Consider the following 17,299-nt stretch of genomic DNA (forward strand, 5'->3'; position numbering starts at 1 on the left):
GAATCAGTGCTGGTTACCAGCCATTCAGGCGCATTGAGGCTCTCACCAGGCGCTGCTCCTCCGCTTCTATCTCCTGCAGGTTATCGCGAATACTGGAGATATGATCCAGTGCCGCCCGTCTCGCCTGCTCCGGCAAGCGATCCACCACGGCGCGATAAAGCCGCGCATGCTGACGATCGATCTGGCGTTTTTGCACAGGTCGGTGGTAAAGATTGTTGACCGATGCAAAGACCGAGCTGATCAACAGATCCGTCAGCGATTGCAAGGTCTGCACCAGTACCGGATTGTGCGATGCCTGACAGATCGCCAGATGGAAAGCATGATCCAGATGTGCGTGCTGCTGCGGCTCAACATCATCACGACTATTGGCTGCGACCATCTCCTCATAGCGTCGCCTGATCATGATAAAATCCGCCTCCGTTCCACGCAGTGCTGCCAGCCGCGCCGACTCACCCTCCAGCAGTGCCCGGACCTCGAGCAGATCATAAAGGGTGCGGGGGTGATCGCTGAACAGATGCATCAGAGGCGTGGTTGGCGCATCACCCATCATTCTGGCAACAAACGAACCCTTACCCTGGCGCGTCTCAATAATGCCGCGCCCACGCAGCACGTTCAGCCCTTCACGCAGGGCCGAGCGTGAGAAACCCAGCTTTTCCGACAAGCTTCTCTCGGAGGGCAGTCTCTGCCCTACCTTCAAGATACCATCCAGTATCAGGTGCTCGATACGCCCCGCCACAACATCGGCAATATGTCGTTTTTCCATCTCACATACCTCTACTGGTATGACCAGTTTGAAAGCACAAGATTAAAAACCATCTATAATATCTAAATGCATGATATTTAATGCAATTACAAGCAAACAGTATAATTGAAAATAGATAAACTGGTAGGACCAGTAAACATTTACATTGACTGACACAAGAATAACACCAAACTGAAGCGGTTTTCAGTACCCTTATTCCAGTCAAGACAACTGGATCCACTCAGGCGGAGCCTCGGATGAACATTCTCCATGACGAACGCATAGACGGCGCATTGCCGGATGTAGACAAGCCAGCGCTGCTGAATGCTCTGCGAACCGACATGCCCGAGCTTCAGATACTGCACCAGCGCGAAGATCTAAAACCCTACGAGTGTGATGGCCTGTCGGCTTATCGCACCACGCCTTTGCTGGTGGTGCTGCCAGACAGGATCGAGCAGGTGCAACAGATCATGCGCATCTGTCACCAGCGCCACGTCCCGGTGGTTGCCAGAGGCGCCGGCACCGGGTTATCGGGTGGTGCCCTGCCACTGGAGAAAGGGGTGCTGCTGGTAATGGCCAGATTCAACCGGATTCTGGAAATAGATCCCGAGGCTCGCTGTGCGCGTGTGCAGCCTGGCGTGCGTAATCTGGCAATCTCGGAAGCCGCGGCCGCACATCAGCTCTACTATGCCCCCGACCCCTCCTCTCAGATCGCCTGCTCGATCGGTGGTAATGTCGCGGAAAACGCCGGTGGCGTACACTGTCTTAAATATGGCCTGACGGTCCATAACCTGCTGCAGGTGGAGATAGTCACAGTCGAGGGTGAGCGCATGACGCTTGGCAGCCACGCTCTGGACGCCGCAGGCTATGATCTGATGGCACTTTTTACCGGTTCGGAAGGGATGCTCGGCATCGTGGTGGAAGTCACGGTCAAGCTCCTGCCGAAACCGCCCATGGCTCGCGTGCTGATGGCCAGTTTTGACGATATCGGTAAGGCCGGCCGCGCCGTCGGAGAGATCATCTCAGCCGGGATCATTCCCGGCGGGCTGGAGATGATGGACAATCTGGCCATTCGTGCCGCCGAAGACTTCATCCATGCAGGCTATCCGGTAGAAGCCGCCGCCATCCTCCTGTGCGAACTGGATGGTGTCGAGTCGGATGTCAACGAAGATACCGATACCGTACGCAACGTGCTGGAAGCAGCCGGTGCGACCGAAATCCGCATCGCGAAGGATGAAGCAGAGCGTCAGCGTTTCTGGGCAGGTCGAAAAAATGCCTTCCCGGCTGTCGGTCGCATGTCACCTGATTACTACTGCATGGATGGCACCATCCCGCGGCGTGAACTGCCCCATGTACTCCAGGGAATTGCCGATCTGTCAGACACCTATGGTCTGAGAGTGGCAAACGTTTTCCATGCCGGTGATGGCAATATGCATCCGCTGATTCTGTTTGATGCCAATCAGGAGGGCGAACTTGAGCGTGCCGAAGAGCTGGGCGGCAAGATTCTGGAGCTGTGCGTCAAGGTCGGCGGGTCCATTACCGGAGAGCATGGCGTCGGGCGCGAAAAGATCAACCAGATGTGCACCCAGTTCAATGATGATGAGCTGGAGCTTTTCCATGCCGTGAAAGCCGCCTTTGATCCGCAATGTCTGCTCAATCCCGGCAAGAATATCCCGACCCTGCACCGCTGTGCCGAGTTTGGCGCCATGCATATTCATAATGGCGAACTGCCCTTCCCCGAACTGGAGCGTTTCTGATGAGTCAGGTTGAACAACACTCACACCGCCCCGGCGAACGCGCTGCCTCCGATACCGAGGCGGCCCTGCTGGAGCAAGTCTGCTCGGCGATTCACAGCCGTACCCCACTATCCATTCAGGGTGGTGGCAGCAAGTCTTTTCTCGGCCACAGCGTTCCCGGTGAACTGCTGGATATCAGTCCGCACCGAGGGATAGTCACTTATGACCCGACCGAGCTGGTGATCACGGTCAGAGCCGGAACGCGTCTGAGCACACTGCAGGCCGAGCTGGATGCACAAGGACAGATGCTGGCATTCGAACCACCGCATTTCAGTGATCGCGCCACAGTGGGTGGTATGCTGGCGAGTGGCCTTTCCGGCCCCCGCCGCCCCTGGACAGGCTCGGCCCGCGACTTCGTACTCGGCACACGCGTGATCACCGGCCAGGGCAAGCTGCTGCGTTTTGGTGGTGAGGTGATGAAGAACGTCGCCGGGTATGATCTGTCCCGTCTGCTGGTGGGCAGCTATGGCACACTTGGCATCATCACCGAAGCCTCGATGAAAGTCCTTCCAAAACCCCGCGCCAGCGCGCATCTCAGCCTCGAGATGGATCCTGGGGCAGCTCTTCAGAAACTTTCCGAATGGGGGCAGAAGCCATTTCCGATCACCGCAGCCTGTCATGATGGCAACGCCTTGCATCTTCGCCTTGAAGGCGGCACGGGATCAGTCAAGGATGCCACAGAGATGCTCGGCGGCGATGAGCTGGACCCAGCCTTCTGGACACAACTGAGAGAACTGACCCTGCCATTTTTCAGTGATCCACGCCCACTCTGGCGCCTTTCACTACCCAACCATTCACCGCTTTTGAACACCGAAGGCGATGAACTGATCGACTGGGGCGGTGCACAGCGCTGGCTGAAAACGGATATGTCGGAACATGCCGTTCAGCAACTGGCACTGTCATTGGGTGGTCATGCCACCTGCTATACCCCCGGCCACAGTGAGTATCCTTTCCAGCCGCTGCCACCGCTGTTGATGAAGCACCATCAGCAACTCAAACAGAAGCTGGACCCATCAGCAATTTTCAACCTTGGTCGGCTCTATGCCCTTCTCTGAATCAGGAACTGAGTGATGCAAACAAATCTGTCTGATGAAGCCAGAAAACTGCCACGTGCAGCCGAGGCTGAAGCCATACTGCGCAGCTGTGTTCACTGTGGTTTCTGTACCGCCACCTGCCCAACCTACCAGCTACTGGGTGATGAGCTGGACAGCCCCAGAGGGCGTATCTACCTGATCAAACAGATGCTGGAAGGTGAGGAGGTGACACGCGCCACTCAGACCCATCTGGATCGATGCCTGACCTGTCGCAACTGCGAAACCACCTGCCCCTCAGGAGTGGAGTATCACAGCCTGCTGGATATCGGGCGCGCCATGGTTGAAGAGAAGGTTGAGCGACCGGTTGGTGAAAAGCTGATGCGTTTTTTTCTGAGGCAGGTGATACCCAATCCAATAATATTTGACTCGTCAGTCAAGTTTGGGCGATTATTGACCCCAGTGCTGCCGAAATCACTCAGCAGCAAGCTGCCGGCACGGATAACTCCCCCCGGCACTCGACCGAACACGCAGCACACGCGCCGGATGCTGATACTGGAGGGCTGCGTGCAGCCGACCCTGTCGCCCGTTACCAATGCTGCCACCGCACGCGTGCTGGATCGGTTGGGGATTCAGGTACAGGTGGCACGTGAAGCTGGCTGCTGTGGCGCCATGGAGTACCATCTTAATGCCCAGGATGCCGGACTGCAGCGCGCCAGACGCAACATAGACGCCTGGTGGCCAGCGATAGAGGCGGGTGCCGAAGCGATTATACAGACCGCCAGTGGCTGCGGCGCGTTCGTCAAAGAGTATGGACATCTACTGAAGGATGATCCGGCGTATGCCGAGAAGGCCAGACGAGTCAGTGAACTGGCACTGGATCTGGTCGAAATACTGCGTGCCGAGAAGCTGGAAAGCCTGCAGATAAACAGCAGCAAACGCCTGGCCTTTCACTGTCCCTGCACCCTTCAGCATGCCCAGAAACTGGGTGGTGCAGTGGAAGCAGTACTGACGCGGCTGGGTTTCAGCCTGACTCAGGTACCAAATGCACACCTGTGCTGTGGATCAGCCGGGACCTACTCAATCACGCAACCGGTGCTGTCCAAACAGCTGCGAGACAACAAGTTGGATGCACTGGAGAGCGGCAATCCAGAGCTGATCGTAACTGCCAATATCGGCTGTCAGACTCATCTGGATGGCGCAGGCAGGACCCCGGTCAAGCATTGGATCGAACTGGTGGATGAAGCCCTGACCGAATAACTGATTAATCATTGAACTGACCGGAGAACAATAATGAACAGCAAACCCGTACTGACACTGGATGAAGCACAGAAAATGCTGGCAGCCGCCAGAGCAGAAGCAGAAGCCAACAACTGGGCCGTTGCCATTGCCATCGTCGATGATGGCGGCCATCCACTTGCCATGCTGCGACTGGACAACTGTGCACCCGTCTCTTCCTATATCGCCATGGAAAAAGCCCGCACTTCAGCGCTCGGACGCCGTGAAACCAAGATCTACGAAGAGATGATCAACGCCGGCCGCACCGCCTTCCTGTCGGCGCCCGTGATCAGCGCCACTCTTGAGGGTGGAGTACCACTGGTAGTGGATGGCCAGGTGGTCGCCGCTGTCGGTGTGTCTGGCGTCAAGTCCGATCAGGACGCTCAGGTGGCACGTGCCGCCATCAGCGCCATCTGATTTGATCAGCAGCCTGCTCAGGCTGCCTGCTCAAGGTACCAGGTCATGACCACTTCGGTCTGGCCTGTGTGCTGATCCGTCTGTTCGCGTACCGGCTGAAAACCACAACGCTCATAGAAGTCCACACTGCGCCAGTTACACTTGTACACAGCCAGATCCAGCCTCTCACGCTCCTCCTTGGCCATCTCCATCAGTTGAAAACCGATTCCCCGACCCTGATATTCCGGTCGAATGAACAAGGCTGCAAGAGTATCGTCCTGCAACGAGAGAAAGCCCTGGATGATGCCGTTTTCTTCATAGACATAGATCTCTGAAAGGGGCAGATAGATATGCCGCATATCTTCGATTCTGGATGCCCAGAACTCTCCATCGACAAAATCATGTGCCAGCACGGAAGCATCCAGCCAGACCTGCAGCACCTGATCCATATCCGCTAAGTTGAAAGGTCTTATCATCATTATTCTCTTAACCTGTCGGATTGTATTTCAGTTGGATTACAAGCTGAGACGCTATTACGTTTCAGTGCATAAATAAAGAGCAGAATACGTCATCTGCCCTATTTGAGGTCACCTTCTGGTTCAATTGGGATAAAGCAGGCACTAGTTAAGGTAAGCCTTATATATAAGTGTTAGATATACCGAAGAAAATATCATAAAGAGAAGGCTTGAGTAAAAATTTAACTGGTTATAATATTTGGTTACTAAATTTTATATTCATTATTCTTTTAAAGAATACTCGGAGTCACAGATGAAACTCTACAAAAAGGTCAGAACCACCGCTGCGATACTGGCCCTGTCAGTCGCATCAGGCTCCACGCTGGCCAGCGACCAACTGCTCAACTCATCCTATGATATCGCTCGAGAGCTGTTTGCCAGCTACAACGAGCATTTTGCTGCTCACTGGAAAACCACTACCGGAAAGGATATTGAGATTCGCCAATCACACGGCGGCTCTTCACGACAGGCTCAGGCGATCATTGAAGGTCTTCGTGCGGATGTGGTCACCTTCAACCAGGTGACTGATATCGATATTCTGCATCAGCGTGGAAACCTGGTCCCGGTTGACTGGCGTGAACAGTTACCCAATGCCAGTTCCCCCTATTACTCAACCATGGCGTTTCTGGTCCGCCAGGGTAATCCAAAGGGGGTCAGTAACTGGGATGACCTGGCACGTGACGATGTCAGCAGTGTTTTCCCCAACCCGAAAACGTCCGGTAACGGCCGCTACACCTATCTGGCTGCCTATGGCTATGCGCAGAAAGCCCATGACAACGACACAGTGCAGGTGGATGACTTTGTCCGTACCTTCCTGTCACGTGTAGCCGTTTTTGACACAGGCGGGCGCGGTGCCACCACCACTTTTGTTGAGCGTAGCATCGGTGATGTTCTGATCACCTTCGAATCGGAAGTGAACAACATCATTGCCGAGTACCCGGATCATGGCTTTGAGGTGGTAGTACCACCTGTCAGCTTCCTGGCTGAGTTCCCGGTGGCAGTTGTGCAGCGCCACGCCGAGCGTAACGGCAACCTGGAGCTGGCACAGGCGTATCTGGAAGAGCTTTACTCCGAGGATGCACAGAGACTACTGGCAGGATTCAACTACCGCGTTCACAACGAAACCGTTCAGACTGAGTTTGCCGATCGTTTCCCTGCCGTTGAGTTGCTGAGTGTTGAGCAGATCGCCGGTAGCTGGGAAAACGCCATGGCTGAGCATTTCAGCAATGGCGGCAAACTCGACCAGTTGCAGCGTCGCTGATCCATCCGTGAGGATTCACCAACCATGACAGTGGCCATCAGCCAACCTCTTCTCCTGAACCCCGGCAAGCGCGTGCTGCCGGGGTTTGCGCTGAGCATGGGTATCTCTCTGCTGTTTATCAGCCTGGTTCTGCTGCTACCCATCACAGGGTTGATCATACAGACGGCGGGCATGAGCTGGAACGAGTACTGGTACGTCATCAGTGATCCCCGTGTTGTCGCTTCCTATAAAGTGACTCTCTATGCTGCTGCCATTGCTGCTCTGTTCAACGGTGTGTTCGGACTGCTGCTGGCCTGGGTACTCGTGCGTTATGAATTTCCCGGAAAGCGCATAGTCGATGCCCTGATGGATCTGCCCTTTGCACTGCCTACCGCCGTTGCCGGGATCACACTGGCGGCACTGTTTGCCGAAAATGGCTGGTATGGTTCCATTCTGGCAGAGGCGGGTATCAAGGTGGCCTATACACCTCTTGGCATTATTGTCGCCATGTCCTTCACCAGTTTGCCGTTCGTGGTCAGAACCGTACAACCGGTACTTGAGGATCTGGCACCGGAGGATGAAGAGGCCGCCATCACCATGGGCGGATCGGATCTGAGCGTGTTTCGCCGCGTGGTCTTCCCTAGCCTCTGGCCGGGACTGCTCACCGGGATCGCCCTCTCCTTCACTCGCAGCCTGGGTGAGTTTGGTGCAGTTATCTTCATTGCAGGCAATATGCCCTATATCAGTGAGATCACCAGCCTGATGATTTTTATCCGGCTGCAGGAGTTCGACTATGCAGGTGCCAGCGCCATCGCGTCGGTGGTGCTCATGGCATCACTGCTCCTGTTATTTATGATCAATATCTGGCAGGCGCACTATCTGCGCCGCATACATGGACGCTGAACCATGACACCTCACAGACTACGCGTTGGCGACCAACCCTGGGTCAAATGGAGCCTGATCGGACTGGCACTGAGCCTGACCACCCTGCTGTTGGTGATGCCTCTGGTTGCTATATTTGTTCAGGCTTTTCAGGGCGGGCTGCAGACCTATCTCGATAATCTGCTGGATCACTACACCCTGCACGCCATAGGGCTGACGCTTTTTGTCGCGGCCCTGACCGTGCCGATCAATCTGGTGTTCGGCGTCTTTCTGGCCTGGCTGGTCACCCGTTTCGAGTTCACCGGTCGCAAACTGCTGATTACGCTGATCGATATCCCCTTTGCTGTCTCGCCTGTCGTGGCTGGCCTGCTCTACCTGTTGCTCTATGGCTCCAATGGCTGGATCGGGCGCTGGCTTTATGATCAGGATATTCAGCTGATGTTTGCCTGGCCGGGTATTCTGATGGTGACTGTTTTCGTTACCTGCCCCTTTGTGGCACGCGAACTGATCCCTCTGATGCAGCAACAGGGCAAGGAGGAAGAGGAAGCCGGCGTGACGCTGGGCGCCAGCGGCTGGCAACTGTTTCGTCGCGTAACTCTGCCCAACATACAATGGGCGCTGCTCTATGGCGTGGTTCTGACCAACGCCCGAGCCGTGGGAGAGTTCGGTGCCGTGTCGGTGGTATCCGGCAATATCCGCGGTGAAACCAACACCCTGCCACTGCATGTCGAGTTGCTGTATCAGGATTACAATGCGGTCGGCGCCTTTACCAGCGCCTCTCTGCTGGCAGGTATTGCCATGATCACGTTGATTGTCAAATCCCTGGTGGAGTGGCGCCAGGCCCGTCAGCGCAGCCGTCTGAGCGAGGAAATCTTATGAGCATCCGGGTTGAAAATATCAGTAAGCATTTTGGCCGTTTCCAGGCGCTGCAGCCGCTGTCGCTGGAGATCCCCGATGGTCAGTTGACAGGTCTGCTCGGCCCCTCTGGCTCCGGCAAGACCACCCTGTTGCGGATCATTGCCGGGCTGGAAACACCCGACACAGGAAAGGTCTATTTTCACGGCCAGGATGTCACGGATATCCACGTGCGTCAGCGTCGTGTCGGCTTTGTGTTTCAGCACTATGCGCTGTTCAGGCATATGACCGTATCGCAGAACATCGCGTTCGGGCTGGAGGTGATGCCGAAACCGGAGAGGCCGAACAAGGCCGAGATTCGAAAGCGCGTAGGTGAGCTGCTGGAGATGGTGCAACTTGGCCATCTGGCCAACCGCTACCCTGCTCAATTATCGGGTGGTCAGAAACAGCGTGTGGCACTCGCCAGGGCGCTGGCGATGCAGCCTCAGGTTCTGCTGCTGGATGAGCCCTTCGGTGCGCTGGATGCCAAGGTGCGTAAAGAGCTGCGTCGCTGGCTGCGCAGTCTGCATGATGAACTGCACTTTACCAGTGTATTTGTCACCCATGATCAGGAAGAGGCGCTGGAACTGTCTGATCAGGTAGTGGTGATGAGCGCCGGTCGCATAGAGCAGGTCGACACACCGCAAAAGCTGTATTCGCGCCCCGACAGTCGCTTTGTCTTCGACTTCCTGGGCCATACCAATGTGATCCGCGGAGAGATAGATCATGGACGCCTGCAGCAGGGTGAAGCCTGGGTGAATCTGCCGGGAATAGCGGCAGATCACACAAGCGGCCAACTATACCTGAGACCGCATGAGGTGCGCCTGCAATCCCACCCCTGCACCCAGGCCCACCTGCCCCTGAGCATCAATGCCGTCAGCCTGATCGGTGCCGAAGTCAGACTGGAGCTGCAGCCTCAGGGCTGGCACAGTGATGAGCCCTGGGAGATAGGTATCAGCCACTCGACTTACAATGCCTGGCAACCGATGCGCGGAGATACCTGCTACGCTGTACCGGAAGTTGGGCACCTGTTCAGTGAGCAGGATAAGGAGCCGTTGACCTTTCACTGGCAAAACGACCTGCCTGCTCCGCAACGGACAACCAGGATGGCAAGCGCCATGGCTTAAGCGATACAGCAGCAGGACTGGCACCATGTCTGTATCCTGCTTCCCGACAAAAACTGTATGGGTAAAAATTTCACCTCCTGCTGTACTATGATGAAGGCAGTTAATCCAAGGAGGCATCGTGAGCAGCAGCCATACAGAAAGTCAGGCGTATTATGATCAGAACCCGGCGGCACGCTGGATAGCATTGCTCAGCATCTGTATCGCCACCTTCATCGCGCCACTTTCAATGTCTGCCGTCAATCTGGCTTTACCCGCCATCGCCACCGATCTTCAGGCCGACGCCGTTTTGGTGAGCTGGGTACCCACGATCAATCTCTGGGGCAGTATTCTGCTGATGCTGCCGGCTGGCAGACTGGCCGACATGGTGGGCCGCAAACGCGTATTCAATATCGGCATCGCCTTCTTTGCACTCAGCTCACTGATGGTGCTGCTGGTTGGGTCCATTGAGTGGTTACTGGTGGTTCGCGTCCTGCAAGGCATAGCTGGCGCTTTGATCTTCGGCACCGCAATGGCCATTGTCAGCTCAATATTCAACTCCAGCAACCGGGGCACGGCGTTGGGGTTCACCGCTACCTCCGTCTATCTTGGCCTCACGGCTGGCCCTCTGATTGGCGGCTGGCTGACGGAAGTGCTGGGCTGGCGCAGTGTGTTCTGGGTACCTGTCCCCTTCATTCTGCTGGCGATCCTTCTCGTGAATGTCTACCTCAAGGGCGACTGGAAAAGCGAGCAACGGGAGCGCTTTGACTGGGCAGGTACCGTGCTGTTTTCAATCTGGACCACCGCCTTCTTCTTTGGGTTATCCGGCCTGCCAGGCCCTGGATATGTCGTACTTTTTCTGGCAGGGCTCCTGTTTCTGGCCCTTTTCCTGCGCCAGCAGAGCGTTGCGCCTGCACCGCTGATCAGGCTCAAGGCTCTGGCCGACAACCGGGTATTCAACCGTTCCATACTGGCCAGCCTGTTCATGTATGGCGCGCACTATCCTGTTCTGTTTCTGCTCAGCCTGTATCTGCAATACATCGAGGGGATGTCTCCAACCAGCTCAGGGCAGTTGATTCTGATTCAGGCACTGGCGATGGCGATACTCGCTCCACTGGCCGGAAAACTGTCAGACCGTTACCAACCGAGATTGATCGCGACCACCGGCTGCCTGCTGTTCTGCAGTGGCTTTGCGGTCCTCTTCTGGATCAGCATGGAGAGTAGCCTGACTCTGGTGGTTGTCGGCCTGTTGCTTCTGGGTATAGGTTTTGGTCTCTTTTCGACCCCCAACAACAACGCTGCCATGAGCTCGGTGAACCAGGATCGTCTCAGTGCTGCGTCCGCCATGCTGAACCTCGCCAGGACGCTGGGGAACCTTTGCAGCATGGCCATAGTGGTACTGCTGTTCAATCACGTGCTCGGCAATACTCAACTCGCACCCGATCAATATCCGGCCCTGCTGCTGGTGATTCGGATTGCATTGGGATTAGCTTGCCTGTATACCCTGGCGGCCGCCTGGTTCTCCTATTCTCGCGGAAATGTGACGCGTCCAGAGTAAAGCGCACACAGAATCAGAGACAAGTGCTGAGCAAAACTGATGTGCAGATTCGTAAAGTAAAGGGGTGTGCAAAGAGGTAACGGCAAAGCGAGAGACTGACACGAAGAGTCAGGATAAAAGCGGGGGAATCAAACCAACAGAAATATCAGGCACCGGCAGAAGCCGGTGCCTGATAGCATCAGAGTGCCAGGCGACGGATATCGCTCAGCAGTCCATTCAGCTCGGTCAGGAAGCGACCGGCATCACTGCCATTGATCGCTCTGTGGTCGTAGGACAGACACAGAGGCAACATGGTGCGCGGCACAAACTCCTTACCGTTCCAGCGCGGTTTGATATCCGCTTTGGAAACACCCAGAATGGCCACTTCAGGCGCATTCACGATGGGGGTAAAGCCAGTGCCACCAATCCCACCCAGACTGGAGATGGTAAAGCAGGCACCCTGCATCTCGTTTGGCTTGAGCTTACGATCCTTGGCCTTGCCAGCCAGCTCATTCGCTTCAAGCGACAACTGGTAGATACTCTTCTTGTCGGCATCCTTGATCACAGGAACCATCAAACCATTCGGCGTATCAACCGCCAGACCGATATTGATGTATTTCTTGTAAACAACATGCTCACCATCAGCGTGCAGTGATGCATTGAACTTCTGGTGACGACTCAGCGCAATGGCCGCAGCCTTGATCATGAACGGCAGAGGAGTCAGTTTGACACCCGCCTTCAGCGCCTCTTCCTTCATCTCCTTGCGGAAAGCTTCCAGCTCGGTGATATCGGCCTCATCAAACTGTGTGACGTGAGGAATATTCAACCAGCAGCGCGACATGTTATCGCGGGTCAGGCGGTCGATCTTGGTCAGCTTGACCAGCTCTATCTCACCAAACTGACTGAAATCGACTGCCGGAATAGCCGGAATACCGGACCCCGCAACAGCAGTGGCTGTAGCCCCCTGACTGACCCGCTTCAGCGTTTCCTTGACGTAGTTCTGAACATCCTCTTTCAGTACACGCCCTTTGGGTCCTGAGCCTTTAACGCTGGCCAGATCCACACCAAACTCACGCGCCAGGGCACGCACCGCTGGACCTGCATGCACGCTGCGGTTTTTCTTTTCCAGCGATCCCAGATCAACTGACTTGCCAGCCGCCGGAGCAGCCGCTTTTGGCGCAGCTGCCGCGGGAGCAGGAGCAGGAGCCGCTGCGGATGCCGCTGGAGCCTGAGCCGGTGCTGGAGCACTGCCAGCCACTTCCAGCTCAATCAGCAGATCACCCTCGTTGACCTTATCACCCTCTTTGATACTCATCGACTTGATGACACCCGCTTTCGGGGCAGGTACTTCCATCGAGGCCTTGTCGGTTTCCAGTGTGATGATACCGTCGCCCTCTGCAACCGTATCACCCACCTTGACCAGCACCTCAATGACATCAACATCGGAGGCACCACTGAGGTCGGGGATCAATACCTTCTCGATACCGCCTGAGGTGGCTGGAGCGGCTGCTGCAGGTGCAGGAGCTGCTGGCGCGGACTCTGTAGCTGCCGGCGCGCTCGCTACAGCACTCTCAGCCTCGCCACCGCTAACCTCCAGTTCAAGCAACAGATCACCTTCGTTGACCTTATCACCCTCTTTAATGCTCATCGACTTGATGACACCCGCTTTCGGAGCAGGTACTTCCATCGAGGCCTTGTCGGTTTCCAGCGCGATGATGCTGTCACCTTCGGCGACAGTGTCACCCACTTTCACCAGCACTTCGATAACATCGACATCTGTTGCACCACTCAGATCAGGGATCAGAATTTTCTCAACAGACACTGATGCTGCTGCAGCTGGCGCAGCAGCAGGGGTGGCGGCAGGTGCCGCTGCAGGTGCCGCTTTGGGTGCTTCAGCTTCAGGAGCAGCAGCTTCACCGGCTGCCTCCAGCTCAACAATGGCATCCCCTTCTGAGCAGGTACCACCCTCCTGGACCAGAATCTTCTTCACAACGCCAGACGCCGTTGAAGGCACTTCCATCGAGGCCTTGTCAGTTTCCAGTACGATCAGGGAATCGCCTTCAGCGATCGTGTCACCCTCTTTAACGCAAACTTCAATGATATCGACCCCGTCGTGGCCGCCAATATCCGGTACTGTAATAGTAATTGTGCTCACAATAATGTCCTCTCGCTTAACCAGTCAGATGTTCAGCGGCCGACTTACACGGTCCAGGGGGCCGGTTTGTCGGGGTTGATATTGAACTTCTTCATGGCCTTGGCGACAACTGAAGCTTCCAACTTGCCCTCCTCCTGCAGTGCCTTGAGTGCCGCCAGCACAACATAGTGGCGATTCACCTCAAAGAACTCACGCAGTTTAGAGCGCGTATCGGAGCGTCCATAACCATCAGTACCCAGCACCTTGTAGCGGCGCGGGATATACTCCCTCAACTGATCGGCATACATGCGCATGTAATCAGTAGATGCGATGACAGGACCGTCGTGACCTCTGAGGCACTGCTCCAGGTAAGACTCGCGAGGCTGATCTTCAGGGTGCAGCATGTTCCAGCGATATACCGCCTGAGCATCGCGACGCAGCTCATTGATCGACGTGGTGCTCCAGACATCAGATTCGATACCATAGTCTTCACGCAGAATCGTCGCGGCTTCACGTACTTCGCGCAGAATTGAACCACAACCCATCAGCTGTACGCGCAGGTCTGCCTTCTTGCCCTCTTCGAGCAGATACATCCCCTTGACGATACCCTCTTCAACACCCACCGGCATTTCAGGGTGCTGGTAGTTTTCATTCAGCGTGGTGACATAGTAGAACTTGTTCTCCTGCTCCTGGAACATCCGGCGCAGACCATCCTGAATGATCACGGTCAGCTCATAGCCATAGGTCGGATCATAGCTGACACAGTTGGGAATCATCTGTGCCATCAGGTGGCTGTGACCATCCTGATGCTGCAGACCTTCACCGTTCAGCGTTGTACGTCCTGAGGTCGCACCGATCAGGAAACCGCGCGCCTGGCTGTCACCGGCCGCCCAGGTCAGATCCATCACGCGCTGGAAGCCGAACATGGAGTAGAAGATGTAGAACGGAATCATCGGGCAGTTGTTGTTGCTGTAGGAGGTTGCACAAGCCAGCCACGCACTGAATGCTCCCGACTCGTTAATACCTTCCTCAAGTATCTGACCGGTCTTGGACTCCTTATAGAACATGATCTGATCACGATCCTGAGGAGTGTAGCGCTGCCCTTCAGAGGTGTAGATGCTCAGCTGACGGAACATACCCTCCATACCGAAGGTACGTGCCTCGTCCGGTACGATCGGCACAATCCGCTCACCGATATTCTTATCCTTGACCAGCGTGCTGAGCACACGGTTCATCGCCATCTGGGTGGAGATTTCACGTTCGCCTGTCGATTTCAACTGGCTGGCAAAATCTTCCAGCGCTGGAATCTCCAGCTTGGCAAACTCCTGACGGCGTGCCGGATAGAAGCCCCCAAGCGACTTACGGCGCTCGAACATGTACTTCATTTCCGGAGAGTCCGGCGCAGGACGGTAATAGGGCAGCTCTTTCAGCTGATCATCATTCACCGGAATATTGAAGTTATCACGGAAGGACTTGAGATCTTCCAGTGCCACTTTCTTCAGTGAGTGAGTGTCGTTCTTCGCTTCGCCTGACTTGCCTGTTCCGTAACCCTTGACTGTCTGTGCCAGAATCACGGTCGGCTGACCCTTGTGATTCATCGCCGCATGGTAGGCTGCATAGACTTTATAGGGGTCATGACCGCCCCGGTTCAGGTTCATGATATCCTGATCCGACATATCCTTGACCATCTCAAGCAGCTCAGGATATTTGCCAAAGAAGTGCTCGCGGGTATAGGCGCCGCCATTGGCCTTACAGTTCTGCAGCTCGCCATCGCACACTTCATCCATGCGTTTTTGCAGCAGACCTTTATCATCTTTCTCGAACAACGGATCCCAGTGGCGACCCCACAGGCATTTGATCACGTTCCAGCCGGCACCACGGAAAATGGATTCCAGCTCCTGAACGATCTTACCGTTACCACGCACCGGTCCATCCAGACGCTGCAGGTTACAGTTGATGACGAATACGAGGTTTTCCAGCTGCTCACGACCTGCCAGTGAGATAGCACCCAGCGATTCCGGCTCATCACACTCACCATCACCCAGGAATGCCCAGACTTTACGCTCGCCACGTTGAATCAGGCTGCGAGCAGACAGGTAGCGCATGATGTGCGCCTGATAGATCGCCTGGATCGGGCCCAGCCCCATGGAAACAGTCGGGAATTGCCAGAAGTCCGGCATCAGCCAGGGATGGGGGTAGGACGACAGACCATTACCGTCGACTTCACGACGGAAATTATCCAGCTGCTCTTCAGTCAGTCGGCCTTCGAGATAAGCACGGGCATAGATACCGGGAGAGATATGTCCCTGAAAGAACACCATATCTGATTCACGGTCACCATCCGGACCATGGAAAAAATAGTTAAAGCCAATATCATAAAGAGTTGCAGCAGAAGAAAAACTGGAAATGTGACCGCCAAGACCTTCATCGTTGTCGTTGGCCCGCATCACCATTGCCATGGCATTCCAGCGGATAAAGGAGCGGATTCGGCGCTCCATGAACAGATCACCCGGCATTTTCACTTCGTCGCGGGGTGGGATCGTATTGCGGTACGGGGTCGTTATCGTGCCGGTAGAACCAACACCTATGTCAGACGCTTTTCTGCCCAGCTCCTTCAGAATAAACCGTGCGCGCTCATCGCCTTCGTTCTTGGCGACGGACTCCAGTGCGTCAAGCCATTCCTGCGTTTCAATCGGATCCACATCTTCAATCATATCTTGCACCTTGAATTCTCCAGACACTTGATGGATGAGTCCTCTTAGACTAGACGCATGAAAAGTTTTTTTCATGCTGCACTGCAAAGTCAGGGGCCCTTATAGTTGTGTAAATATACTACACAAAGATGCACTTTTTGTCTATCCACACCCTTTGAAATCGTAAAAAGCCGTAAACAGACCTCATTATCTGTAGTTTTAATACAAAAATCACTTTACCGATGCAGATGAGCTCTGCGCAACGCACGCTCAAGCCGCGTATTTTCCTTCCCCTGCTCCAGTAAAGCCTCCTCGACATAAACCAGATGATCATGAGCAGCCTGCCTGGCCCTCTCAGGATCCCCCATCTCTATCGCTTCCAGCAACACACCATGCTGATGATGGATACTGGAGCGCCAGTTGGCTTTCGGATAAACATTTCTCAGGTTATCGCCGATGTGCTGCTTCATCAGATTGAACAGCGCTCGCATCATATGCAGCAACACCATATTGTGAGTGGCGGCAGCAATAGCAAGGTGAAATTCAACATCTGCCGACACCTCCTTATCGAAGGCTTTCTGTTCGTGATAGCGTTGCAGATCTTCATAACGCTCGCGCAGGATTTTTTTGTCCGCGGCGGTACTGCGAACTGCAGCATAGTAAGCAGATACGCCCTCCAGAGCATGGCGGAACTCAAGCAGATCATACTGAGCTTCCGGATGATTGCGAAATAGCTCCAGCAAAGGATCGGAGAAAGTCCCGCCCAGGTTTTCAGATACGTAAGTACCACCACCCTGACGACTGATCAGCAAACCCTTTGCCGCGAGCTTTTGCACCGCCTCTCGCAGCGACGGGCGCGAAACCTCAAACTGCACAGCCAACTCTCTCTCAGGCGGGAGTTTCTGACCCGGTAGCAAGGTACCTTCCAGGATCATCTCCTCCATCTTCAGCATGATCACATCTGATATTTTTGACTGCTTTACACTGGGATATGCCATTCATTCCGTCCACTTTCATCAGTTTGATCGCAAGCGATCAATTTACAACAGGTTTACTAA

At 55.0% G+C, this 17,299-nt stretch carries 14 protein-coding genes; 9 read left to right on the top strand and 5 right to left on the bottom strand.

Going from position 1 to position 17,299, the window contains the following annotated elements; genetic code table 11:
* Positions 1–13: 13 nt before the first annotated feature.
* Entirely contained in the window at positions 14–763 is a 750-nt protein-coding gene (gene glcC / locus F7R27_RS09305; protein ID WP_151703967.1) for a transcriptional regulator GlcC, read from the bottom strand.
* 236 nt (positions 764–999) lie between these two features.
* Here glcC and glcD point away from each other — a divergent pair, with 236 nt between their 5' ends.
* From glcD to F7R27_RS09325, 4 genes are read left to right on the top strand one after another with little or no spacing between them, the layout of a single operon-like run.
* Positions 1,000–2,499, top strand: coding sequence for a glycolate oxidase subunit GlcD (glcD, locus tag F7R27_RS09310; RefSeq protein WP_151703968.1), 1,500 nt, complete (start codon positions 1,000–1,002; stop codon positions 2,497–2,499).
* Positions 2,499–3,593, top strand: coding sequence for a glycolate oxidase subunit GlcE (gene glcE / locus F7R27_RS09315; protein WP_151703969.1), 1,095 nt, complete (start codon positions 2,499–2,501; stop codon positions 3,591–3,593). Before glcD ends, glcE begins: the two co-directional genes overlap by 1 nt.
* Positions 3,594–3,608: 15 nt before the next feature.
* Complete coding sequence (glcF, locus tag F7R27_RS09320; protein WP_151703970.1) at positions 3,609–4,829, top strand: glycolate oxidase subunit GlcF; 1,221 nt, start codon at positions 3,609–3,611, stop codon at positions 4,827–4,829.
* A 33-nt stretch (positions 4,830–4,862) separates the two neighbouring features.
* On the top strand, positions 4,863–5,264 hold the full coding sequence (locus F7R27_RS09325) for a heme-binding protein (RefSeq protein WP_151703971.1): 402 nt from the start codon (positions 4,863–4,865) through the stop codon (positions 5,262–5,264).
* A gap of 17 nt (positions 5,265–5,281) precedes the next feature.
* Here the strand turns inward: F7R27_RS09325 and F7R27_RS09330 are convergent, their stop codons facing one another.
* A complete protein-coding gene (locus tag F7R27_RS09330; RefSeq protein WP_240776317.1) occupies positions 5,282–5,722 on the bottom strand; it encodes a GNAT family N-acetyltransferase in 441 nt (146 codons plus the stop codon).
* 289 nt (positions 5,723–6,011) lie between these two features.
* Between F7R27_RS09330 and cysP the strand changes: the two genes are divergently transcribed.
* The 5 genes from cysP (at position 6,012) to F7R27_RS09355 (ending at position 11,435) form a co-directional block, all read left to right on the top strand.
* The gene (gene cysP, locus F7R27_RS09335) at positions 6,012–7,019 is read left to right on the top strand and encodes a thiosulfate ABC transporter substrate-binding protein CysP (protein ID WP_151703972.1); all 1,008 of its coding nucleotides are present in this window, start codon (positions 6,012–6,014) and stop codon (positions 7,017–7,019) included.
* Positions 7,020–7,043: 24 nt separating this feature from the next.
* Positions 7,044–7,901 carry a sulfate/thiosulfate ABC transporter permease CysT gene (cysT, locus tag F7R27_RS09340; RefSeq protein ID WP_151703973.1) on the top strand — a complete coding sequence of 286 codons (858 nt, stop codon included), beginning with the start codon at positions 7,044–7,046 and terminating at the stop codon, positions 7,899–7,901.
* Between the two features lie 3 nt (positions 7,902–7,904).
* Positions 7,905–8,759, top strand: a complete 855-nt coding sequence (gene cysW, locus F7R27_RS09345) for a sulfate/thiosulfate ABC transporter permease CysW (RefSeq protein WP_151703974.1) — start codon at positions 7,905–7,907, stop codon at positions 8,757–8,759.
* The gene (locus F7R27_RS09350; protein ID WP_151703975.1) at positions 8,756–9,901 is read left to right on the top strand and encodes a sulfate/molybdate ABC transporter ATP-binding protein; all 1,146 of its coding nucleotides are present in this window, start codon (positions 8,756–8,758) and stop codon (positions 9,899–9,901) included. The genes cysW and F7R27_RS09350 overlap by 4 nt, the downstream gene beginning before the upstream one ends.
* 118 nt (positions 9,902–10,019) lie before the next feature.
* Positions 10,020–11,435 carry an MFS transporter gene (locus tag F7R27_RS09355; RefSeq protein ID WP_151703976.1) on the top strand — a complete coding sequence of 472 codons (1,416 nt, stop codon included), beginning with the start codon at positions 10,020–10,022 and terminating at the stop codon, positions 11,433–11,435.
* Positions 11,436–11,613: 178 nt separating this feature from the next.
* Here F7R27_RS09355 and aceF read toward each other — a convergent pair whose 3' ends face one another.
* The 3 genes from aceF to F7R27_RS09370 all read right to left on the bottom strand — a co-directional run bounded on the left by aceF (position 11,614) and on the right by F7R27_RS09370 (position 17,239).
* Positions 11,614–13,569: a dihydrolipoyllysine-residue acetyltransferase gene (gene aceF / locus F7R27_RS09360; RefSeq protein WP_151703977.1), complete on the bottom strand. Its 1,956-nt coding sequence runs from the start codon at positions 13,567–13,569 to the stop codon at positions 11,614–11,616.
* A gap of 44 nt (positions 13,570–13,613) precedes the next feature.
* Complete coding sequence (gene aceE / locus F7R27_RS09365) at positions 13,614–16,262, bottom strand: pyruvate dehydrogenase (acetyl-transferring), homodimeric type (RefSeq protein WP_151704152.1); 2,649 nt, start codon at positions 16,260–16,262, stop codon at positions 13,614–13,616.
* Positions 16,263–16,477: 215 nt separating this feature from the next.
* The gene (locus F7R27_RS09370; RefSeq protein WP_151703978.1) at positions 16,478–17,239 is read right to left on the bottom strand and encodes an FCD domain-containing protein; all 762 of its coding nucleotides are present in this window, start codon (positions 17,237–17,239) and stop codon (positions 16,478–16,480) included.
* Positions 17,240–17,299 lie beyond the last annotated feature (60 nt).

Source organism: Nitrincola alkalilacustris (assembly GCF_008973755.1).
Classification (GTDB): Bacteria; Pseudomonadota; Gammaproteobacteria; order Pseudomonadales; family Balneatricaceae; genus Nitrincola; species Nitrincola alkalilacustris.